Source organism: Synechococcus sp. ROS8604, assembly GCF_014279655.1.
Lineage (GTDB): Bacteria > Cyanobacteriota > Cyanobacteriia > PCC-6307 > Cyanobiaceae > Synechococcus_C.
In genome coordinates this window covers 1,029,860-1,049,979 of sequence record NZ_CP047946.1, presented here as the reverse complement: position 1 = coordinate 1,049,979, position 20,120 = coordinate 1,029,860, and the positions used below count along the sequence as shown (strand labels likewise).

Sequence of the window (20,120 nt, the reverse complement as noted above, 5' to 3'; positions counted from 1 at the left end):
TGCTCATCCATAGGCAAAACAAAAAGGGGTGGAAACTCACCAACCTTTTGCAAGCCAAATAGCAAACGAGTTTCCTAACGAGCCACAACAAGCCCTATGAATCAAAAAGCAGAAAGATGAATGAACCACTAAAAGTGAAAAAAACGAAGGAGTAAAGATTAATTAATAAACATTTACTTTTCCAGAAAAAGTTTACGGTCTTTGAAATATTTGGAACCCACCCCATCAAGATCATTTTATCCAAAAAGCTTGTCGAAAGAAAGAATTATAGAAATGAGAGCCACGTTAAGAAGGACGAGGGTTCCAGCGACAGCGAAAGTAATCATTCACAAATTGTGACAAGCGGAAAGACCTCACTGCGAGCCGAAACCTTTAGCAAAGCGAAAGATCAACGGCTCAAGCGAACTCAGCAAAAACGTGCTTCACCAATCAACACGAACGAAAAAAGACTCAACAGGTTTCACCCAAAGGAATCAAGGCTGGCTAGAGCAAAAATCCTTTTAAGCACAAGAGAGAGTGCATAATCAGCTAGCTACGACAAACCAACACTCAGTGCCTTGCAACGGACAAGCCTGGGAGGCATTGGCTAATGCACTACAATACAGGAACATTAAAAAACAGCGGATCACATAAAATGGATCACCACCATGTAAATGGATGGTGATTAGTAACCCTTGAATATCGCTGCTCATGGGACCTGATACGGAAATCTGGCCAGTGGTTCTGATTGCGGCCACGATTGTGATCATCTTCATGGCTGTGGCTTCCTCAGGAGGAGGAAGCTTTGAATCCGTTGGGGCCTGCGGCTAAAGCCCATCAAAAGCATGGCTTCATGGACTGCTCAGTCCATGGAACCAGCGGCTAGCGACAGTGTTCACATAAAAAAACTGCTATCAATATAGGATCGGTTGCTTAGCATCTAATGAATGATTCTAATGAATGAGAAAATGGAAGAGAGCCTGAACTGGCTTGGGCTCACCGCAGACGAACAAGCAAAGATCTACAAAAAAATTCCAGAAGAAGCAAAAAAATATGGCGAGTTTTACCGAATAGGCGGCGAGATTTACTACGCAGGTAGCGACAGCAGCTGGTTTATCACAATCCCCAATGAGTACCGAATGCTCTACCCAGACCGGTTTACATACCAAGAAGGCAAAGCCGAAGAACCTGCCTTCATCCATACACAGGTTATCGAATGCCTCACAGGTAAGTTCAATGAAGACGCCGTTTTAGGAGACTACATTGGAGTAAAGAGGGAACATATTGGAGAATTCTCAATCTGCTAAACATTCAGCAATGAATTCTCAGATCACTGGAAACGAAAATGCTGAAGCATCAGAAAGTGTTTTTTTAATTGACTCCAAATAAGCCACATAGTCTTTCATCAAGGATTCCCTCATCCAGATGGCATAGATCGTACAGCCATTTTTATCAACTGCTTTCACTCTTACACCATCGATCTGCTGACGAACCCAAGAGCCTGAGGTATTGCTTGGCTTAATAAAAGCATCAAGTTCTTCTTTCAAGACAAAATCGATGATTAGATTTTTATCAACACACAACCGTACAAATTGCAGCACATCTTCTACTGATGCAAGTCGATGAAGGTTGGTAATGGCATTGGATTGGATTAAGTCCATCGTCAATGGCAGGGGCTTAAAAGCCCAAGGAAGAAGCGGCAGGCCTTTGATTACTTGAATTATAGTCACTGATCGCAGCTAAATCAATGCACCATCTACAAGTAAAAGAAATAGAGCAAGAAAAACAGCAAAACCATTGAACAAAAATAGGGCGTTGCACCCAAAAGATCAATGAAGGATTGGAGCCATATCAGAGCATCCTTTAATAAAAAGATTCAACGGATACTTTCGTCCCATCTTTTGATCCTTAAATGGATCATCAATCCATAGAGGAGCAGCATCGCAAGGGCACGAGATGAGCACAGGAGATGCAACTCGGTAAGATGGTTAAAAGATCAAGAGAGCAGTAACAAGAATGTCGCATCCACTTACATCAGATTTTGAAGAATCTGTAGAAACCTTTGAAGATTTTATTCAACATACAAATTATTCACTCCTAGAGACCCTTCAACCTGACCCTGAATCAACGAAAGATGGGAATGACCATCGACCTCGGCAGGTCCGCTCAGGTCATTTTGTGCCTGTTACTCCAAAGCCCCTGGGAAAGCCCAGCTATGTAAGCCATAGCAAAACATTGTTCTCCGAACTTGGCTTGGATCAAGACCTAGCCTTGAATGAAGAATTTAAAAAACTCTTCTCCGGTGATCTCTCTGTGAATCGAGCCCCGATGCGCCCATTTGGTTGGGCCACAGGCTATGCATTATCAATTTATGGAACTGAATACAATCAACAATGTCCATTTGGAAATGGCAATGGCTATGGAGATGGTCGTGCAATTTCTGTGTTTGAGGGAATCCTTAAAGGGCAACGCTGGGAAATGCAATTAAAAGGTGCTGGTCCCACTCCTTACTGTCGCGGAGCTGATGGACGTGCGGTGCTCCGCTCCAGTGTAAGAGAGTTTCTGGCACAGGAATTGATGCATGCCCTTGGAGTACCAACATCACGTTCCCTCACTCTCTATGTTTCCCAGACAGAAGCAGTAAGACGACCTTGGTATTCGGAAAACTCCAACTCTTCTGATCCAGATATTTTAGTAGAAGATCCGGTTGCAATCTCAACGCGCGTTGCACCTTCGTTTCTACGCGTTGGTCAATTGGAATTATTTGCACGACGTGCTCGAAACAGCAACGATCCAGGCGTTTTACAAGAGCTACGAATGATCGTGTTGCATTTAATCGATCGAGAATACAAATCTGAAATAGACCAGTCTTTGGATTTTCCCTCTCAAGTCGTCAAGCTCGCCGAGCTGTACAGAGATCGGCTCACGACCTTGGTTGCGCATTGGTTACGGATTGGATATTGCCAAGGAAATTTCAATAGTGATAACTGTGCAGCTGGTGGCTTTACATTGGACTATGGACCGTTTGGATTTTGTGAGGTCTTTGATCCGTGCTACCAACCTTGGATTGGGGGTGGTGAACACTTCTCATTCTTTAACCAGCCAGTAGCAGCAGAAGCCAATTTTCATATGTTTTGGAAGGCCATAAGGCTCCTTATCAAAGATGATGCGGCAGCTCTAGAGCACTTAGACAAGATCTGTGATGGGTTTAAACAGAAAATCAACGCCACCATTCAGCAGATGTGGACAGAAAAACTTGGTTTGAATAACTACAACGAATCTCTGGTTCAGGAGTTATTCCAACTCATGGCACAGACACACGTAGATTTTACAATTTTCTTCCGAGAGCTATCCAAACTACCAAAAGATTTGTCTGATTTAAAGAAAAGCTTTTATGCACCCATTCCCTCACAAATAGAGCAGCATTGGCAAACCTGGCTTCAGAGCTGGAACGGGCTGATAGGGAGCAGTGGGGATCAAGCCGAGATCGCGGAAAAGATGAAGAAAATGAATCCGAAATACACCTGGCGAGAATGGCTCATTGCTCCTGCCTATCAACAAGCGAAGCAAGGTGACTACGCTCTTGTCCAAGAGTTGCAAGAGGTCTTTAGCCATCCCTATGAAGAGCAATCACAAGCAATCGAAGAGAAATACTATCGTCTGAAGCCTGATCAGTACTTCAATGCAGGAGGTATATCCCATTACAGCTGCTCATCATGAGAATCAGCTGACTAGTTCGATTTGCAGGCTTAGGAACTGCCCATAGGAGCTCGAGACCAAGCCGGTAGAGCTGAATGTCCAGCTATTAAATCACAACCATTGATGGATCAACCTCTGAAATGAATCCACCTGATCAAAGATCAACGTCACCAGATGCAAGCATCGAATCAATACAGGAAGCGCTCAATCACCTTCTCAAAGAGATTGCTCCGACTTTGAGCAAGAAAAGCGAATCCAAGGCCGCAGAACCAAGATCTCGAATTGATCACTGTATAAAATTGATAAAATCAGAAGCTTCACTGGCTGCATCCTTAATCGCAGACTGCGCTCCCCAGGGAAGACCCATGCTGGCGCAGACTCAACAAACACTGAAAAACCTAGAAAGCCTGCAATTATTGGCCAAAGCATCCATGAAAGAGTCGTCAGACTGAATCACGGATTGCTCAAAATAGTGAAGTCGATGATCCAGCAGAGGACTTCAGATCCATCCGACCTGATTGTTGAAGAACGATCACTGCGGCTCAGTGGGGTACAGCTTCCACTCCGCATCGACTGGAACAGAGGGCGGTGCCAATAGATCAGCGGGCTCCGAGAAGACCACCCTCCACTCCGGCACCCTGCACGGCACATAATCGTGATGTTCAATCCTGACACCTCCAATCACGGAAGGAGCTCCGTACCAGCCCCCCTTCCAACAGCCCTCCGTCTTCAGAGGATCACCCTTGAACCAAACCCAACAGCGAGCGTTGGGTTGCGTCGTGGATTTTGGTGCAGGCATTCACTGACCAGCGGAACTCAGGTTCTAATCAAACCTGAAGAAAGAAGCCATCGGTAGAAAGAAGCTATTGACCTGAAACAACAATGTGTTGCCGATCATCGTCCAAGAATCAGCGATCGTTCTCCTCCAGGCGCTCGATGAAGCAAGATTCCTAGCCTTGTACGGTTGCCGTTAAGACTTTCACGCCGAAATCCCCTGCAAAAACAGGGCTTGATAGAAAAATAAGCATGGGTCGAAAGGCTGGATCACCCGATCGCCATCCAGCGAAGACGATCGAAGCAACATGGGCTCCCGCCAACAGCATCTTCAGGCACTCACCATTCGACATGGCCTTGATTTGAGACCCGTATCACATAGAGGTCAGCTCATTGCTGATCATTGTCCAAAAACACTTAAAACTCTGCGCAGACTTCATGGCAGGCGATGTGATGAAGCGGCACAGTCGGCGCACTCAGCTGATGCTTACTCAAACAGCGGGCTCTCGAAAGCGACAAAATCTGAAAATCCACTCACTGAGTAAAAATCGAAGGCGGTTAATTCCCCAGGCAACCTCCGTACAGCCTGCGAGCTGAGAAGCACGATCTCATCTCGCTATTGAGGAAATGGATGATGCGGTCGCACAAACCTCAACCCATCAAGATTGACCTCGGAGGCAGCAGAGGCTGACTTAGTGCCGCTCTGTCTTTACAGCTCAGATACACAAGCCCTAATCCATGGATTCTGAAGGCCTAGCGAATCCAAAGACTTGAACTGGGCTGGAGAGCTACAACCTCAAACTGGATTGAGAACTGGTAAGCAAACGGCTGCGGGACAGTCGGTAACAACAGGAGGTGAACTGAGCACAACCGAGACAGCCCAGACATTGACAACCTTCCTGCTAGTCAACTCACAGCGAAACCCTTCAACGAGCTCGTTTATCCGAAGGATCTTCAGCGTCAGGAACGAAGACATCAGCTCCACAGCATCAGGATATAAGGCATGCCGCTGGATCAGGAAGCAAATGAGCCCAGAAACAAAATGAAGAGTCCCGCCTGACTCTGGTCTGGTAAGGCAGCATCATCCGCATCAGCGCAAAAGCCCTGCAGCAACAAGAAAAAGTTGGTCACAACATCTCTCAGAATGAAAAACTATTGAATCGGAATCCTTTCCTGCCAGAGAAGGAGGCAAGAGGGAGAACAACTGATATGGGCAAATAGTTGACTAGTAGGCATGGAGTTTGTTAGTAATAGTGAAACGCAAGTTTCAAATGCTTACCGGATCCGAACTGCTCACCAAGGTCAAAGACCTGGGCGATGTATCCAAGACTGATCTCGCCACCGCTTGTGGCTACGTCTCCAAAAAGAAAGACGGCAGTGATCGGGTCAATTTCACCGCCTTTTATGAGGCTCTCCTCAATGCCAAGGGCATTGACCTTGGTGGCGGAAATGCTGGTGTTGGTAAAGGCGGACGCAAGCTTTCTTACGTTGCAACAGTTCAAGGCAACGGCAATCTGCTGATCGGCAAGGCTTATACAGCCATGCTCGATCTCCAAGTTGGTGATGAATTCACCATCAAGCTTGGCAAAAAAGCTATACGCCTCATCCCTGTGGGTGGTGAGGAAGAAGGCGACGAGTGATTCGTTTCCCCAATCCTTGAGTTAAGCCCCGCCACCGGCGGGGTTTTTTTATTGCCAAGCACTGACGTGATCAGCCGAGTAGAACGTCAAGATGACGTGAAGACACCATGACCAGGGTCGAAGAAACTGCTATCCACCTCACCGTGCAGTGGCTTCAAAACAATGGATACGAAAGCGCCGATGACTATTTGCAGACCGGCGGAAATCTTGTGCAGCTAGCAGAAGATCTCTATCACAAGGAAACACGGGGGGATCTGCAATGTGTGTGGGGTGATCGAAAACGACGCGATGGATTTGCTGGTTCGCTGTATCTGGCCGCGGAATCGATCTAAAAGTCCCCTACATCTGTAAGAGAGCTCGCGCGCGGAATCGATCAGACAACAGCCAGTGAACGGTTGGAACAACGACTCAAATCGGTTCTGATTATGAAGAGATTGAGGAAGGAATCGCAGCTTGGAATGAGTGTGACTGCAGCACTTCAAAACGTGTGATTGGATTGAGAGCCCTGCCTCACGTTTGCGTACCATCGTTTTTGGCACTTGATCAGCACCGATTGATCCGCTCTTTCCACCTCGATCTTCAAAGCCAATCGCTACGTGCTCTCCCTAAAGCATGTTTGAGCGACATCAGTTTTCACGACAAGCAGGTTTCGTGACACTCAATCGACGCTCGTTTCTGTTTCGCAGCGGCCTGAACGCTTTTGGTCTCGCAGCAGCACTGCCATTCATCCACCCTGCCAAGGCCGAAGCAGCCGCTCCATCATCGAAGGAATCGGCCCGATCTTGCCGCCCAAAGGATCCACTCACGGCCCTGATCGATGGAAATGCCCGGTTTGCGGACGCTTGGCAAGCAAAAAACAAGGCAACGGATTTGAATGAACGTGCCCAAGTGATGTCCAACCTCTGGTTAGACCATTGCTTCCTTCCGGCGAGCGTTCTGGAAGAGTCTCAATCCCCTTGGGCTTCGATCATCAGCTGTGCCGACTCCAGAGTTGCTCCGGAATGGATTTTCGATGCGGCGGCTGGTGATTTGTTTGTCGTCCGCAGCGCAGGAAACACACCTTTTGACGAGGGAATCGCCTCGCTCGAGTTTGGCGTCGCGGTCTTAAAAACGCCCTTGATCTTGGTCTTAGGCCACAGCAATTGTGGCGCTGTTCGAGCCGCTCGCGCAAATCATTCACTCACGCCACTATTCGATCAGCTCATCAAACCGATTCAAGCCAACCTGATTCCAGGCGACACCTTAATGAGCGCCATCAAGACCAACGCCCAAGCGACCGCTGAACAGCTCACGACTCGCAGCGATGTTTTAGCCAACGCCGTTCAAGCGGGACAGCTTCAGATCGAGGCCGGCTATTTCGACATTGCCTCCGGAAAAGTCTTCATCCTCTGAGTTGCATTGAGCTCCACGCTTGCATCGTTGTTGTTGTGAGATCGGGTGCATGAACGGGGGCAAGGCAGCCACTTCAATGGGCTGGCCGAGCTTTCCCACGTTCAAAACTCTTTACTAAATCCTTAAAATCGCTCGCGCATCTTGATTGCTTCAGAGAGACATCAGCAAGACGAAGCCCACGCACAAGGGCGTGATCAACGATGAGGAATGCACCAGCAGGCTGAGAGGGTTGGCATCTGTTGGAAGTGCCAAACAGCCCAGGCTGGAATCAAGAAGGGGCGTGCAAGCGGCGCCGATTATTGAGCCCAATGGACTGTGCATTGGAACCGATAGGTAAAGGCACCAACAGCAAATTCTTTGCAGGTGGTATCCACAACTGTTGCCCCCTTGGGAACACCTCGCATCGCTTGAGCCGTCGCCATCTGTTGATTAACGCCCTGCGCAGTTGAACGGCCCTTCTCCGCCGCCGCAATAGGGACAGCCATCAGCAGGGATGCACACAAGAGAACCGCTCTCATTCGTCAACTCATGGGGTTATCCACGTTTAAGACAAGACGAGGGCCGCAGCAGGAAAGAGCACCCTGGGATTCAACGATCAAGGCATCAAAGCTGCCGTTCTTTAGCGCTTTCTTTCCATCTCCCAGGTCTGAAGATGCTTGTTGGCATAGGCATTGAGCTGGCTAAGCCAAGTTTTGAGCTTTTTCATCCGTCTTCTTTTTTGTTAACGCGAAGGTACATCAGGCAGGATTCGCGCGCGCCCAGCAAACGGCTTACCCCCCATCGTTCTCACAACGTGACTGCACAGTGACTGCACAGTGACTGCACAGTGGTTGCACAAGTGCATCGCATTCAGCGAAGCAAACCCATGGATAAACAGGCCCTGAGGTCGACCTACCGCCGCGTGCGCCATGCGCTGATGCCAGGGCTGAATGCCTCACTGGTTCAAAGCGTGCTTTCCCACTTAAACGCCCAAGATCCAGCTCAGTGCCAGGGAGCCATCGGAATCACTTGGCCCCTTCCAGGGGAACCTGATTTACGCCCGCTGGCCGAACTTCAGCCCGCAGGCTTAGCCCTGCCTGCAACAGCAGCGGATTACAGCGTGACTTATCACGCTTGGCGAAACGCCCCATCGCCAAAAGAGCTTCGCGCTGATGCCTTTTCCATTCCTGCTCCACTCGCATCACCAGCGTTGCCACCGGCCGAGCTTGCTCTCATGCTGATTCCAGCTTTGGCGGTCGATCGCAACGGCATGCGCCTTGGCTATGGGGGCGGTTGTTATGACCGTTTGCTTCGTCAGCCGGGATGGTCAACACTGCCAACGTTCGCCGTCCTGCCGGAAGCGTGCGTCCATCCCACCTTGCTACCCACAGACCCCTGGGATCAGCCCTTGGATGGTTGGATCACCGAGCAAGGCTGCAGCTTGCGCAGGGCTAGCCAGCGGAGCGAATGTTCTGCAAGATGACGATCTCGTCATCCTGCTGCCATGACCGTGTTTTCACGACGCCTGCTGGTCACATGCACCGCTTTGGGTCTGGGACTCGTGGCAGGTCAGCAGGTCCAGGCCCACGGGATCGAAAGCTCCCTGCGCTACCTGGATGGCCAATTGGAGCTGAGTAGCAGCTTCTCCACAGGTGAGCCTGTTGAGGGGGCTGCCGTACGCCTGCTCAACGCTGATGGAACACCCGGAGAGGAACTGGGTCAGATCGGAGCCAATGGACAAATGGTCTTAACGCTCCCAAACCTGGTTGAAGGCGTCCTGGATTTGCAGGTGGATGGTGGCCCCGGACATCGCGACTATTTGGCATTACCGATCCGCCAGGGCAGCGTCTTGCTGGACGAGGTGGTGGAAACGCCAACCCAAACCCCTGCCCTAGGGCTTTGGGCCTGGCTGGGGGCACCGGCCCTGCTCGGACTTGTAGGCCTGATGGTTAAGGTGCGCCAACCCAGCCTGCATCGCTGAAGCCGTCCATGGCAGAACCCTGCTGCTCTTCAAGTCAATACGGAAGCGAAGAGCTTGACCGCCTAGCGAATCGACTTAGCGGCACGCCAGACCCACGCAAACGTTACGAATACGTGCTCTGGCTCGCCAAAAAGCTTCCTGCGATGCCGGCAGACCTGCAAACCGAAGACCGCAAAGTGCAAGGTTGCGTGTCTCAGGTGTTCATTCATGCCGCTCTCCAGGGCAACCATGTGCACTGGCAAGGAGAGTCCGACGCCTTGATCACCAAGGGGTTGCTCGCCCTGCTCATCAAAGGGATGAGTGATTTAACCCCGGATCAAGTGCTCGCCGTAGACCCCGCCTTTATCGCCGCCACTGGCCTACAAGCAAGCCTGACCCCTTCGAGGGCTAACGGTTTTTTGAATATTTTGCGGGCGATGCAGGCCCAGGCCCAGGCCCTTAAGAACGCCGATGAGGCGATGGATTCATAGAGTCTCGTTATTAGCGACGCAAACGGAACTTGTTCAATGTCCACCCGGATCGGAATCGGCCTTCTCGGTCTCGGCACTGTGGGTGCCGGAGTGGCAAGCATTCTCCAGACACCAGAGGGAAGACATCCCCTGATTGCTGATCTGGACCTGGTTCGGGTTGCGGTGAGAGACCAGAACCGTCCACGGCCGATTGCCCTGGACGCAAGCCTTCTCACCACCTCTCCAGAAGCCGTCATCGACGACCCTGGCGTGAACGTGGTGGTGGAGGTGATGGGAGGCATCGAACCTGCGCGCACGCTGATCATGCGCGCGATTTCAGCCGGCAAGTCGGTTGTCACCGCCAACAAATCTGTGATCGCCAGGCATGGCGAAGAAATTGCAGCCGCCGCCGCGGCCGCGGGTGTTTACGTGCTGATTGAGGCTGCTGTAGGCGGCGGGATCCCGATCATCGAGCCGCTCAAGCAATCGCTCGGCAGCAACCGCATTCAGCGCGTGAGTGGAATCATCAACGGCACCACCAATTACATCCTGAGCCGCATGGCCGATGAGGGTGCGGATTACAACGCGGTCCTGCGCGAGGCCCAGGAGCTGGGTTACGCCGAAGCCGACCCAGCCGCAGACGTTGAAGGACTCGATGCCGCCGACAAGATTGCCATTCTTTCTGGGCTCGCCTTCGGGGGACCGATCGATCGCAACAGCATCCCCACGGCAGGCATTAGCACCCTGCAAAGCAGGGATGTGGATTACGCCACGCAATTGGGCTACGGCGTGAAACTGCTCGCGGTCGCCGAACGCATGGATCCTGAACCGAGCAACCCCACATCCCTGCCCCTATCGGTGAGCGTGCAACCCACCCTGGTCCCCAAAGACCATCCCCTGGCGGGAGTGAATGGCGTGAATAACGCGATTTTGGTGGAGGGAGATCCCATCGGAAGAGTGATGTTCTACGGGCCTGGCGCTGGCTCAGGGCCCACCGCCTCAGCCGTGGTCGCTGACATCCTCAACATTGCGGGCATCCGCCAACTCAATCCGGCCCAAGGCAATCTGGATCCCCTGCTCGCAGCCTCTAGCTGGCGGAGATGCCATTTGGTCAACACGGAGCGGACCAGCCAACGCAATTATGTGCGTTTTAAAACAGAAAACGCCCCCGGTGTGATCGGCCAAATCGGCAGCTGCTTCGGCGACCACAACGTCTCCATTCAATCGATCGTTCAGCTCGAAGCCAGTGACGCGGGAGCTGAAATCGTTGTGATCACACAGGTTGTCGGCAACGGGCAAATGAGTGCCGCACTTCAAGCGATTCATGCACTTCCCGAGGTTCTGAGCCTGGATGCCCACCTCGGCTGTCTTTGAGCAGGCCCACACATCCGCAACTTCGGATGGCCGTACGGCCCCGGCATAGGGCAGAGTTGTAAGAAGTATCACAGAGCAAATTTGCATTTGCAGATCTGTGCTCTCGAACGTTCATGTCGAACGAACTGACCCTGGCTTACGGATCACACTGCGACCAGCAGAAATCTCGTTCCGCCATGACGCTGCATCAAGGGGACTGCATCAAACTCCGCTCTGGGGAAGGCCCCTTTCAGGTGATCGGGATTGACGACGACCACGACCGTTGCTGGATCCGCCAATGGCCGCTCGAGCCCCAGGGATCTCCTGTATTCGAGGTGGCCCTTGAACAGATTTCCAGCGCGATCTCCGAGAGCGATTGACGACAAATCGTGCCTAGAGGGCGTTGAATAGCGATTGCATTGACGAACCGCTGCGTGACTGATCGCCGTCGCTTCAGCCTTCAGGCCAGCGTGTTGATCGGATTGGCCCTTGCTTTAAGCCAAAGCGCTTGTCAGCCCAAACGCCAAAGCGACCGACTCACGGTTGCCAGCGCCGGGCGCATTGGCTCGCTCGATCCCGCTCTGGCAAGCACCACAGGGGTGCTTCAGGTGCTCAGTGCTCTCGGCGACACGCTCTACATCCGAGGCACAAGCGGGGAGCTTCAGCCCCAATTGGCCGCATCCATGCCTGTGCTCGGAGAGGACAGACTCAGCCTGACGATCCCTTTGCGCCGGGATGTGCTGTTCCACGACGGCAGTCGCTTTGACGCAAAGGCGATGGCTTTCAGCCTGAATCGCTTCCTACGCATCGGCTCGCAGCGTTATTTGCTGAATAATCGCATCGCAGCGATTGAAACCCCCTCCCCTTACGAGATCCGCCTGCGCCTCAAGGAGCCCTCCAGCTCGATCGAAAGCCTGCTCACATCCCCTTATCTCACCCCCGTTTCTCCCAAGGCCTACGCCGACCATGCCGATCGATTCTTGAATGATCGTTTTGTCGGGACAGGCCCATACATTCTCAACAGCTTTCGCAACACCCAACAGCGTCTTCTCCCGTTCCGCCATTACTGGGGCAAACCTCCGAACAATGTGGGACTGGACCTCATCAACCTCAGCAATTCCACAGCACTGTTTGGAGCCCTGATCAGCGGCGAGGTGGATGTATTGCTCTCCAACTCCATCGATGAAGATCAAAAACGAGCCCTAAGCGAACGGGCAGATAAGGCCCTGCTGCGCGAGAGCAAAGGTCCGGCCATGAACATCACCTTTGTGACTCTGCGCACCAATAGCCCGCCCCTGCAACGTCAAACCGTGCGTCGGGCCCTTGCCCACAGCCTGGATCGCCGCTTGATCAGCGCCCGCGTGAGCTACAACCAAAGAGAGCCCTTACGGTCCCTCATTCCCCCCAGTTTGCAGGGAGGAAAAACCGAGCCCTGGCCCACCTACAACCTCGCCACAGCCCGCCAGTTGTATCAAGAAGCCGGGTACTGCACAGGGCGTCGCTTGCAAGTCCCATTCACGTTTCGCACCAACGTCCCCTCCGATCGTTTGATGGCTCTCACCTGGCAAGCGCAGCTGAAACGCGATCTGCCCGATTGCGTCCAGATGACCCTCAACGGCGTGGAGTCGACCACGGTGTACAAACAGCTCAGCGAAGGATCGTTCGAAGCCGTGATTCTTGACTGGGGTGGCTCCTATCCAGATCCTGAGGCCTATCTCACCCCCTTGCTCAGCTGCAAGCGCTCGGAAGGGAATATCTGCAAGGAGGGTGAGGCCGTGGATGGAGGCACCTTCTGGACCGAACCAGGGCTGCAAGCAGCGTTAAGCCGTAGTGACAGCCTTCAAGGCAAGGCACGTCTACAAGAACTGAGAGCCGTGGATGCAATGGCAGCAAAAGGAGCTCCTTACCTCCCGGTCTGGGTTGTGGCTCCAAAAGCCTGGGCTCAGCTTCGTTTGAACCCTCCGATCTTTAATGGCAACGGGCTCGTGGATCTGGCCCAACTGGGAGAGCGACGCTAATGGCACGAGGAAGGGAGCTTTTCCGCTATTGCGCAACCCGACTCGCACTCGCGCCGCTCATGCTTTGGCTGATTGCCAGCCTGGTCTTTCTGCTACTGCGTGTCGCGCCGGGAGACCCGGTGGATGCGGTACTCGGAAGCAGGGCCCCAGAAGCCGCTAAAGCCGCCCTGAGAAGCAGCCTGGGCCTCGATCAATCGCTCTGGAATCAATATTTTGATTTTCCCAGCAAGCTGGTTCATGGAGATTTAGGCAATGCACTGATTAATAACGAGTCGGTGCGTTCGATCATCAGTAAAACGCTCCCGGCAAGCCTGGAGCTAGGGATCACCGCCTTAATCATCGCGGCCGTTCTGGGCTTAGCCGTGGGGTTTAGCGGAATTGCCAGGCCCGAGGGGAAATTGGACTTCGCCGGCCGCTTCTACGGAATTGGCACCTACGCGTTACCACCTTTTTGGGCGGCGATGCTGATCCAACTTGTGTTTGCGGTCATGCTCGGCTGGCTGCCCGTTGGAGGCAGATTCCCTCCCAGCTTGATCCCCCCAGAAGGCAGCGGCTTTCTGATCTTTGACAGCGTGATCAGCGGCAATTGGGCTGCCCTGCAAGGAAGCGTTCGGCACCTCGTGCTGCCTGCCTGCACCTTGGGGCTCCTGTTAAGCGGCGTGTTCACGAACGCTCTACGGCTCAATCTGAACCGCAGCTTGAAATCGGATTATGTGGAATCGGCGAGGAGCCGTGGACTGAGCGAAGTCCAGGTCGTACTGCGCCACGCCTTGCCCAATGCTCTGCTGCCCGTGCTCACGATTGCAGGCATCACGGTGGCATCACTCATCGGTGGGGCACTACTCATTGAAGTGACCTTCTCCTGGCCAGGCATTGCCATGAGCCTTTACGAGAGCATCAACCAACGCGATTACCCGGTTGTCCAAGGCATCGTGGTAGCCATCGCCGCCCTCGTCGTGATGGTGAGCGTGGCGGTCGATCTCTTGGTGGCTGTGCTCGATCCACGTATCCGTTATTGAGGCACCAGGACTGAGGCCGCTTCGCGATCGAGCCGATGAAGATGAAGCTCTCCCAACTTCAAATGCAGGGTCTTGGCCTTGAAGCGCTGCGCACCCTTGCGCTGTTCTTGCTCCTCCAAGAATTGGACGACTTCTTGCTCCAAAAGCGCCTGCACTTGGAGCGGCTGAACACCCACCAGATCTTCTCCCAGCTGAAAGAGATCCTCACCCTGTCCCCCTTGCCTCTGCCCCTCAACGCGCACGGGGGAGAAATGGCTTGCACCCTCCACAAGCACCACCCGGCTCGAGGGGTCGGCCGGCATCGCCAACAACAAGCCCAACTGTTCGCTGATCGGTGGCGTGATCAGATCGAGAGTGCCACCAGTAAACAACACAGGCACGTTGACGGTTTTGGTAAGGGAGTCCGCAGGCCAGAGCAAGCTGCCAAAACTGTTGAAGCCGATCACAGCCGACAACGCAGGGGGTGCCACCTGCTGTGGCAAAGACACATCCACCAACTGACACTGCAAGAGGCGCGACAAGTTGCTGAGCGGCAAGTCACCCAAGGCTGACGAGCAACGACGCGCAAGACCTGGAGCCGGCCTGGCACCTGTTGACAGCAGCGCACTAAAGGCACCCAGGGAGTGGCCAGCGAGGACCAAACGTTCACCTGGAACCCGAAACACCCCCTGATCCCGAGCCTTGAGCAAGGCATCAAGATCCTGAAGGCGAGCGGGAAGCACTTCCGCCCCTGGAGGGGGAAGACGCCCTTCTAAGAGCGCCTGGACCGCTTCGTCATCGCTGCCAGGGTGCTCTGGAACCAAGACGGCCCAGCCGCGACGACTCAGGCCGCGGCCAAGCCAACGGAAATGATCTGGGCTGCCGCCTAATCCAGGCATCAGCACCATCCATTGCTCGCGCTTTGGAGCCCCCTCCACAGGCAACCAGAGCTGAAACCCCAATGGCTCCTCGCGATGAGGAACCGCCAAGGACATCAAGCGCGGTTCCAACAACGAGTCGGCGTCCTGAGGAAAGACGGCAGCAGGCTCAGAAACTGTTGCCGTCACTGGAGAGCGATCCAGGCTGCGCACCAAATGTTGTTGGCGCTCCAGTTGCATCCGCCAACTGGATGCCAGCTCGAGCAAGAGATCGAGATCAAGACGAACACTCTCGGCAGGCAAAGCCTCAAGCAAATCCAAGCTGGAGACCTGCTGCTGTCGGGTTAGAAGGTCGTTGATCGTTTGACGCACGATCACCCCCTCCGTGTCGTCGTCCACCCGCACCAAATCAGCAATTTGATCCAACAATTGCCGGCCAGCCCAGCTGTTCAAGAGCTGGCGCGCCATGCTGCGATCCAGGATCACAGGAGCCTGAAGCAGCTCCAAAACGCCTGCTCGACTCTCGGGCGCCAACAACGAAAACCAAGTACTGAGTTCGGAGCGGTGACGTCCATCAGACCGCGCCCATTTCGCCAGATCACCAATGGAAAAGGGAATCACCGTGCCATCGATCTGCACTTCCAGCTGAGAAGCAGCCCACAACGGACGCGGTGAGACGCCAAAAAACAGCAGACTGCATAGACAACTTGCAGCTAATCGCAGTCCTGTTGAGCGTCTTCGCAAGGCCAAGACCAGTCCACTGGTGGAACCAGTTTCCCGCACCTTTGCAAGAAGTGGCGTTCATTCGCCTGCTTGCCTCTTTTGGAGCGGGTGGTGTCATCTATCTGACACCGATTGTGTTTCACCAAGCCAGCTTCACGGCAGTACAAGTAAGTCAAGGGTTGGCGGCCTCTGCCCTGATCGGCACGGTGGCGAGGCTGCTGAGTGGTGTCTTGCTGGACCGCGGGCTGACCTGCTCATGGCCTGTCCGAGCGGCTGCCCTGCTCGCCTTGATGGCGGATTTAGTGCTGTTTCAGGCCAAAGGCTTCAACGGATATCTCATTGGACAGTTGCTGATCGGTTTGGCAGCCGGCCTTTATTTCCCTGCGATTGAATTGTCCGTTCCCTTGAGCTGCAGCGGTTTTAATTCCAGCCGCGGATACGCTCTGGCGCGCAGCGCCGACGCCTTAGGAGTCGCAACTGGCGCCTTACTTGGTGCGGTGTTGTCCTCCATGGAGATGATCCGGATGGTTTACGCGGTTGAGGCCGCGGCCGTGTTGAGCATGCTCGTGGTTTTGTTGCTCACGCCGCTACCCGATGGACGGGCAGCGCTATTGCATGCCAGCGCCGCGACAACCAACAACCACAAACTCAAGACTGAGTCGGCGCCGAACGGAGACATCAACAAAGAAGCTAAAGCCAACTTAGAGGCAGATTGGCGCTGGCTTCTGCCCCTCATCCCAGTGCTGGTTGTGAGCGTGATCGCTACTGGAATTGTGTCTTTAATGCAAAGCGCCCTTCCCCTCGACATGGTGCGTGGAGGGCTTGCCCGCGCACCACTCAGTGAAGCCTCCAGCGGCGGCTTAATTGCTTGGCAACTTCTTCTGTTAATGGTGCTTCAGTGGCCCATCGGCAACTGGGTGGCAAAGCGCAGTCTGCGTTTTGGCTTAGGAATGGGCTTACTTGGCTTCATCACAGGCTGCCTGTTACTGGCTGGATCAGCGCTTTGGGCCGGAGGCAGCAGCCTGATTGCGCTTGCGATGGTTCCGATCGCCTTTGGGGAAGCTGCTTTTCTACCAACGGCAGCAGAAGCCATGGTGGAAGAGACACCCCTGCAACATCGCGGTTTAGCCATGGCCCTGTTCTCGCAGTGCTTTGCGATCAGTGCCATCGCAGCACCTCTCCTCGCGGGTGCCCTCTTAGACCAGCAGGGTCATGGCTTGGTGCTTTGGTTGTTGATGGCCGGCACCTGCTTGTTAGTGGTCCCACTGTTGAAGGCCGTCCGACCCCGCTACAAGCCAAATTTGAGTGGAAGCCCCATTGAAGAAGCATTAGATGCCACGAACCAGAGAACTGCTGCGCTCCATTAAAAATTTGCGCATCCTGCGCGAGATTGCATCCACCGAGGGAGGGCTCCATGGGGTGGGAGACCTCATCGACAACTTCCTCGACAGTGAAGCGATGCAGGTTTCGATCGCGCGCTTTAAGGCCTTACCTGGCGGTGCCGAGATGATGGAGCAGCGCTTCCCAGCCTTTCAACCAAACATTGAGATGCTGGAGTTGCTCCCGGAAGGAACATTGGGGCGGGCCTATGCAGGAATGATTCGCCGTTTGAATTACGACGCCGACTTTTTCCGTCCCAGAGACACAAGCACAGAAGCCCTCTGGCTCACCCAACGCATCGCCACCACCCACGACATTCATCACGTGATCGCTGGGCTCAACACCCAAGAGCAGGGGGAATCAGCCGTGTTGGCGATCACCGCCACCCAGATTGGCTTCCCGGCTTATGTGCTGCTCAATCTTCTGGCGGGCTTTAAGGCCTTCCGTTTTCAACCGACAGAACAAGAAGCGATCAGTCGCGCCATTGCGCACGGTCAGCGCATCGGCCTGCAGGCCAAGCCCCTTGTGTTGCAGCGCTGGGAGGAAGGCTGGGAGAAACCCTTGAGCGAATGGAGAGAGGAGCTCGCCATCCCGATGGCCACAGGCGAGACTTTCAGCGCGAACTACGCGTAAGCCGATGATGCCCCGCAGACATTTGCCCTGGATCAGCCTTGGTTGGATGCTGAGTCAATCGATCCTTTGGAGTGGGGCACACGCCCAGACAACCCAAACGTCTGTGCAAGACATGCGTCGAGGACTCGTGGGTCAATCTGCATATGCAGCCTGCAAGGTGATCCACGCCGACTACAGCCAAAAGCGTGCTGATCTGATCGTGGAAGCTGCGATCAAAAACAATCATTGGGAGTCGCAAAAGGATTGGTTAAAGTCTCCCCAAGCAACACAAACCATCAAGCTGGTCAGTGAGGCCATGAACAAAAAATGCACAGACTTCAATCAAGACAGCGATCAATTTGTTCCAGCGATGAAGGCGATTGAAGCTCTTTGAGAAACAACTAAAACAACTCTATTGCAGGCAAGATTTATCTAATAATTTATCCGAAAGCCCGTTTAATTTTCTTGCGTAACGTTAGCCTCTTAATATGGCATCAAAGCACATTGGCTACTCCATTCACCATCCACTTGAATGCTTAGCGCCAAAAAGATTGAAAAAACGTGGTTAACGAGCCGAAACAAAATCGAACAGCGCCATTGCCGATAGAATTAAAAAGTTAACCCAAGACAACGCAATTCAATTCAATGATTGAGATCATATACACGAGATACGTCGATTAGTCATTCAACTCAAGGAATGCAGCGCTTGACCTGTATGTTGCTTCATGAATTTCCTCTGCTAAATGCTTAATAGCAATAAGTGTTTTGCTATCAGTATCAGCCTGCTGCTCAGCAATATTACTCTGAATATTCTGCCCAACAATGATGATGGGAAGCAGTACAAGCTGGAGAAAAGTCTGTGCCACCCAGGAGACGATCTTCAAAGGGTCTTGCGAAGCCAATGCTTCAGGCAAAGAAATGAATGCAAGCAAGCAAAATGCATAAGCACACCACATTGTGCCAACTTTCTCTGTAACCCAAAGAGCGATTCGCTTATTGACTGTCCTTAGTCCCATTTGCTTGGCGAATTCTCAATAAAGCTTATACGTTAGTTGACTCCCTTAGATATTTCAAGCTTCTCTGTCTAAAGATGTAGCCCAGCCACAAGCGGGGTTTTGCTAGCTACGGGATAGCAGCAATGCTGAAACTGCCTACTGCAGCTATCAACAGCAACACAAGCGAGTCATCCTATTCGTAGCTGATTGACACTTCATGTTGCGACACCTTTCCATAGGGCTGTTGGCTTCTGCCATCTCTATTGCTACCTTGCCTGTCATTGCTCAAGAGGACAGGAACGATTACCCCAAGCTATATATAACTGGAGCAGCTGGAGCCAATAATCCGACGACCCGAACAAATACAGGAAAGGCAGGAACTTTTGAAGAATATACAAATCCTGGCGCCTCTGCAGAGCTAGGGCTTGGGATTGATTTTGATGGTTTAAGAGTTGAGGCAACTTACGCTATTGATGCAAGCCAATTAAGTGGCTACACCAATGTTAGAGGAATTGACTTTGACTATATTTCAGGCGGAGAAGTTCGGAAGCAATCAGTGTTCATGAGCGGATACTGGGATCTTCTGCGCAAGAAGTTTTGGACGCCATATCTTGGCGCTGGAGTAGGGTATTCAAACTTAGACGTAAGAAATTTTTCAGACCCAAGCCTCTCTTACAACGGATTCAATCGCTCTCTCTGGGGCTATCAATTTAAAGCTGGCATGTCTATTGATGTTTCATCAGATTCTAAAATATTCGCTGAAGGTATTTATAGAGCAACCTCACGTTTTAACACGAACGATGGGTTCAACAATTGGAACAATGCTTCTTGGAGTAGCTGGGGAGGTCAATTAGGAGTGCGTATAGCACTCTAAATTTTACTGCTTTTGAATTGCATTGAATAAAGCATGGTCGTAGAATAGCTATAGATCACTCGACAAACCATTAACCAGGCCCGCCATGAGTGGCATAGTAACTGAACCTGTGCTATGACTTATTTGATGTTGTCGATCTTATGTCAGAAGAGAAAATCAAAGCTTTCCATGAAAGGGTCAAGGCAGATGCCAGCCTGCAGAAGAAGCTTAAAGCTGCACCTGACGTGGAAACCGTCGCTGCTATTGCAGCGGAGAGCGGGTTTGAGCTGAATGCCGATAATTCTCTGCGTATGTTGATGTGGGAGTTTCAGGAAGCTGAGCTTGAAGGTGGTGATTGATGATTCACACTCAAAAGAATGGATAAATTTATATTACTTTCCAATCACACCTAAACCA

General features: G+C 52.6%; 23 protein-coding genes. 18 read left to right on the top strand and 5 right to left on the bottom strand.

Annotation, left to right across the window (positions count from 1 at the left end; genetic code table 11):
* Positions 1–935: 935 nt before the first annotated feature.
* Positions 936–1,286 carry a hypothetical protein gene (locus SynROS8604_RS05530; RefSeq protein WP_186545438.1) on the top strand — a complete coding sequence of 117 codons (351 nt, stop codon included), beginning with the start codon at positions 936–938 and terminating at the stop codon, positions 1,284–1,286.
* A gap of 18 nt (positions 1,287–1,304) precedes the next feature.
* Here the strand turns inward: SynROS8604_RS05530 and SynROS8604_RS05525 are convergent, their stop codons facing one another.
* A complete protein-coding gene (locus SynROS8604_RS05525) occupies positions 1,305–1,709 on the bottom strand; it encodes a hypothetical protein (RefSeq protein WP_255445225.1) in 405 nt (134 codons plus the stop codon).
* A 286-nt stretch (positions 1,710–1,995) separates the two neighbouring features.
* Between SynROS8604_RS05525 and SynROS8604_RS05520 the strand changes: the two genes are divergently transcribed.
* Positions 1,996–3,699 carry a YdiU family protein gene (locus SynROS8604_RS05520; protein WP_186545437.1) on the top strand — a complete coding sequence of 568 codons (1,704 nt, stop codon included), beginning with the start codon at positions 1,996–1,998 and terminating at the stop codon, positions 3,697–3,699.
* Between the two features lie 119 nt (positions 3,700–3,818).
* Entirely contained in the window at positions 3,819–4,130 is a 312-nt protein-coding gene (locus SynROS8604_RS05515) for a hypothetical protein (protein WP_255445224.1), read from the top strand.
* An 80-nt stretch (positions 4,131–4,210) separates the two neighbouring features.
* Here the strand turns inward: SynROS8604_RS05515 and SynROS8604_RS05510 are convergent, their stop codons facing one another.
* A complete protein-coding gene (locus tag SynROS8604_RS05510) occupies positions 4,211–4,477 on the bottom strand; it encodes a hypothetical protein (RefSeq protein ID WP_186545436.1) in 267 nt (88 codons plus the stop codon).
* Between the two features lie 1,246 nt (positions 4,478–5,723).
* Between SynROS8604_RS05510 and SynROS8604_RS05505 the strand changes: the two genes are divergently transcribed.
* The 3 genes from SynROS8604_RS05505 to SynROS8604_RS05495 all read left to right on the top strand — a co-directional run bounded on the left by SynROS8604_RS05505 (position 5,724) and on the right by SynROS8604_RS05495 (position 7,484).
* Positions 5,724–6,092, top strand: coding sequence for an AbrB family transcriptional regulator (locus SynROS8604_RS05505; RefSeq protein ID WP_006852244.1), 369 nt, complete (start codon positions 5,724–5,726; stop codon positions 6,090–6,092).
* Between the two features lie 107 nt (positions 6,093–6,199).
* A complete protein-coding gene (locus SynROS8604_RS05500) occupies positions 6,200–6,424 on the top strand; it encodes a hypothetical protein (RefSeq protein ID WP_186545435.1) in 225 nt (74 codons plus the stop codon).
* A 319-nt stretch (positions 6,425–6,743) separates the two neighbouring features.
* On the top strand, positions 6,744–7,484 hold the full coding sequence (locus tag SynROS8604_RS05495; protein ID WP_186545434.1) for a carbonic anhydrase: 741 nt from the start codon (positions 6,744–6,746) through the stop codon (positions 7,482–7,484).
* Between the two features lie 296 nt (positions 7,485–7,780).
* On the opposite strand, the gene SynROS8604_RS05490 is transcribed toward SynROS8604_RS05495, so the two are convergent.
* Positions 7,781–7,969 carry a hypothetical protein gene (locus tag SynROS8604_RS05490; RefSeq protein WP_255445218.1) on the bottom strand — a complete coding sequence of 63 codons (189 nt, stop codon included), beginning with the start codon at positions 7,967–7,969 and terminating at the stop codon, positions 7,781–7,783.
* 380 nt (positions 7,970–8,349) lie between these two features.
* Here SynROS8604_RS05490 and SynROS8604_RS05485 point away from each other — a divergent pair, with 380 nt between their 5' ends.
* The 7 genes from SynROS8604_RS05485 to SynROS8604_RS05455 all read left to right on the top strand — a co-directional run bounded on the left by SynROS8604_RS05485 (position 8,350) and on the right by SynROS8604_RS05455 (position 14,283).
* Positions 8,350–8,946, top strand: coding sequence for a 5-formyltetrahydrofolate cyclo-ligase (locus SynROS8604_RS05485; protein WP_186545432.1), 597 nt, complete (start codon positions 8,350–8,352; stop codon positions 8,944–8,946).
* Between the two features lie 21 nt (positions 8,947–8,967).
* Positions 8,968–9,444, top strand: a complete 477-nt coding sequence (locus SynROS8604_RS05480) for a hypothetical protein (RefSeq protein ID WP_186545431.1) — start codon at positions 8,968–8,970, stop codon at positions 9,442–9,444.
* Between the two features lie 8 nt (positions 9,445–9,452).
* On the top strand, positions 9,453–9,914 hold the full coding sequence (locus tag SynROS8604_RS05475; RefSeq protein WP_186545430.1) for a SufE family protein: 462 nt from the start codon (positions 9,453–9,455) through the stop codon (positions 9,912–9,914).
* 36 nt (positions 9,915–9,950) lie between these two features.
* Entirely contained in the window at positions 9,951–11,267 is a 1,317-nt protein-coding gene (locus SynROS8604_RS05470) for a homoserine dehydrogenase (RefSeq protein WP_186545429.1), read from the top strand.
* 113 nt (positions 11,268–11,380) lie between these two features.
* Positions 11,381–11,626, top strand: a complete 246-nt coding sequence (locus tag SynROS8604_RS05465; RefSeq protein ID WP_186545428.1) for a hypothetical protein — start codon at positions 11,381–11,383, stop codon at positions 11,624–11,626.
* A 54-nt stretch (positions 11,627–11,680) separates the two neighbouring features.
* Positions 11,681–13,264, top strand: coding sequence for an ABC transporter substrate-binding protein (locus SynROS8604_RS05460; protein WP_186545427.1), 1,584 nt, complete (start codon positions 11,681–11,683; stop codon positions 13,262–13,264).
* Entirely contained in the window at positions 13,264–14,283 is a 1,020-nt protein-coding gene (locus SynROS8604_RS05455) for an ABC transporter permease (protein ID WP_186545426.1), read from the top strand. The genes SynROS8604_RS05460 and SynROS8604_RS05455 overlap by 1 nt, the downstream gene beginning before the upstream one ends.
* Here SynROS8604_RS05455 and SynROS8604_RS05450 read toward each other — a convergent pair.
* Positions 14,277–15,923, bottom strand: a complete 1,647-nt coding sequence (locus SynROS8604_RS05450) for an alpha/beta hydrolase (RefSeq protein ID WP_186545425.1) — start codon at positions 15,921–15,923, stop codon at positions 14,277–14,279. The two genes, SynROS8604_RS05455 and SynROS8604_RS05450, sit on opposite strands and share 7 nt — an antisense overlap.
* 11 nt (positions 15,924–15,934) lie before the next feature.
* On the opposite strand from SynROS8604_RS05450, the gene SynROS8604_RS05445 reads away from it, so the two are divergent.
* From SynROS8604_RS05445 to SynROS8604_RS05435, 3 genes are read left to right on the top strand one after another with little or no spacing between them, the layout of a single operon-like run.
* Entirely contained in the window at positions 15,935–17,230 is a 1,296-nt protein-coding gene (locus SynROS8604_RS05445) for an MFS transporter (protein WP_186545424.1), read from the top strand.
* On the top strand, positions 17,196–17,876 hold the full coding sequence (locus tag SynROS8604_RS05440; protein ID WP_186545423.1) for a Coq4 family protein: 681 nt from the start codon (positions 17,196–17,198) through the stop codon (positions 17,874–17,876). The genes SynROS8604_RS05445 and SynROS8604_RS05440 overlap by 35 nt, the downstream gene beginning before the upstream one ends.
* Positions 17,877–17,880: 4 nt before the next feature.
* Positions 17,881–18,249 carry a hypothetical protein gene (locus SynROS8604_RS05435; RefSeq protein WP_255445217.1) on the top strand — a complete coding sequence of 123 codons (369 nt, stop codon included), beginning with the start codon at positions 17,881–17,883 and terminating at the stop codon, positions 18,247–18,249.
* A gap of 283 nt (positions 18,250–18,532) precedes the next feature.
* Here SynROS8604_RS05435 and SynROS8604_RS05430 read toward each other — a convergent pair whose 3' ends face one another.
* Positions 18,533–18,769 (bottom strand): hypothetical protein, encoded by a 237-nt coding sequence (locus tag SynROS8604_RS05430; RefSeq protein WP_255445216.1) that lies wholly within the window; start codon positions 18,767–18,769, stop codon positions 18,533–18,535.
* A 325-nt stretch (positions 18,770–19,094) separates the two neighbouring features.
* Here SynROS8604_RS05430 and SynROS8604_RS05425 point away from each other — a divergent pair, with 325 nt between their 5' ends.
* Positions 19,095–19,724 carry an outer membrane protein gene (locus SynROS8604_RS05425; RefSeq protein ID WP_255445215.1) on the top strand — a complete coding sequence of 210 codons (630 nt, stop codon included), beginning with the start codon at positions 19,095–19,097 and terminating at the stop codon, positions 19,722–19,724.
* 140 nt (positions 19,725–19,864) lie between these two features.
* A complete protein-coding gene (locus tag SynROS8604_RS05420; RefSeq protein ID WP_186545420.1) occupies positions 19,865–20,062 on the top strand; it encodes a Nif11-like leader peptide family RiPP precursor in 198 nt (65 codons plus the stop codon).
* Positions 20,063–20,120: the final 58 nt, after the last annotated feature.

Excerpts from the sequence above, each read along its gene's own strand:
- SynROS8604_RS05530 (WP_186545438.1), top strand. The coding sequence starts at position 936 with ATGAATGAGAAAATGGAAGAGAGCCTGAACTGGCTTGGGCTCACCGCA.
- SynROS8604_RS05520 (WP_186545437.1), top strand. The coding sequence starts at position 1,996 with ATGTCGCATCCACTTACATCAGATTTTGAAGAATCTGTAGAAACCTTT.
- SynROS8604_RS05515 (WP_255445224.1), top strand. The coding sequence starts at position 3,819 with ATGAATCCACCTGATCAAAGATCAACGTCACCAGATGCAAGCATCGAA.
- SynROS8604_RS05510 (WP_186545436.1), bottom strand. The coding sequence starts at position 4,477 with ATGCCTGCACCAAAATCCACGACGCAACCCAACGCTCGCTGTTGGGTT.
- SynROS8604_RS05505 (WP_006852244.1), top strand. The coding sequence starts at position 5,724 with ATGCTTACCGGATCCGAACTGCTCACCAAGGTCAAAGACCTGGGCGAT.
- SynROS8604_RS05500 (WP_186545435.1), top strand. The coding sequence starts at position 6,200 with ATGACCAGGGTCGAAGAAACTGCTATCCACCTCACCGTGCAGTGGCTT.
- SynROS8604_RS05490 (WP_255445218.1), bottom strand. The coding sequence starts at position 7,969 with ATGGCTGTCCCTATTGCGGCGGCGGAGAAGGGCCGTTCAACTGCGCAG.
- SynROS8604_RS05485 (WP_186545432.1), top strand. The coding sequence starts at position 8,350 with ATGGATAAACAGGCCCTGAGGTCGACCTACCGCCGCGTGCGCCATGCG.
- SynROS8604_RS05480 (WP_186545431.1), top strand. The coding sequence starts at position 8,968 with ATGACCGTGTTTTCACGACGCCTGCTGGTCACATGCACCGCTTTGGGT.
- SynROS8604_RS05475 (WP_186545430.1), top strand. The coding sequence starts at position 9,453 with ATGGCAGAACCCTGCTGCTCTTCAAGTCAATACGGAAGCGAAGAGCTT.
- SynROS8604_RS05470 (WP_186545429.1), top strand. The coding sequence starts at position 9,951 with ATGTCCACCCGGATCGGAATCGGCCTTCTCGGTCTCGGCACTGTGGGT.
- SynROS8604_RS05465 (WP_186545428.1), top strand. The coding sequence starts at position 11,381 with ATGTCGAACGAACTGACCCTGGCTTACGGATCACACTGCGACCAGCAG.
- SynROS8604_RS05455 (WP_186545426.1), top strand. The coding sequence starts at position 13,264 with ATGGCACGAGGAAGGGAGCTTTTCCGCTATTGCGCAACCCGACTCGCA.
- SynROS8604_RS05440 (WP_186545423.1), top strand. The coding sequence starts at position 17,196 with ATGCCACGAACCAGAGAACTGCTGCGCTCCATTAAAAATTTGCGCATC.
- SynROS8604_RS05435 (WP_255445217.1), top strand. The coding sequence starts at position 17,881 with ATGATGCCCCGCAGACATTTGCCCTGGATCAGCCTTGGTTGGATGCTG.
- SynROS8604_RS05420 (WP_186545420.1), top strand. The coding sequence starts at position 19,865 with ATGTCAGAAGAGAAAATCAAAGCTTTCCATGAAAGGGTCAAGGCAGAT.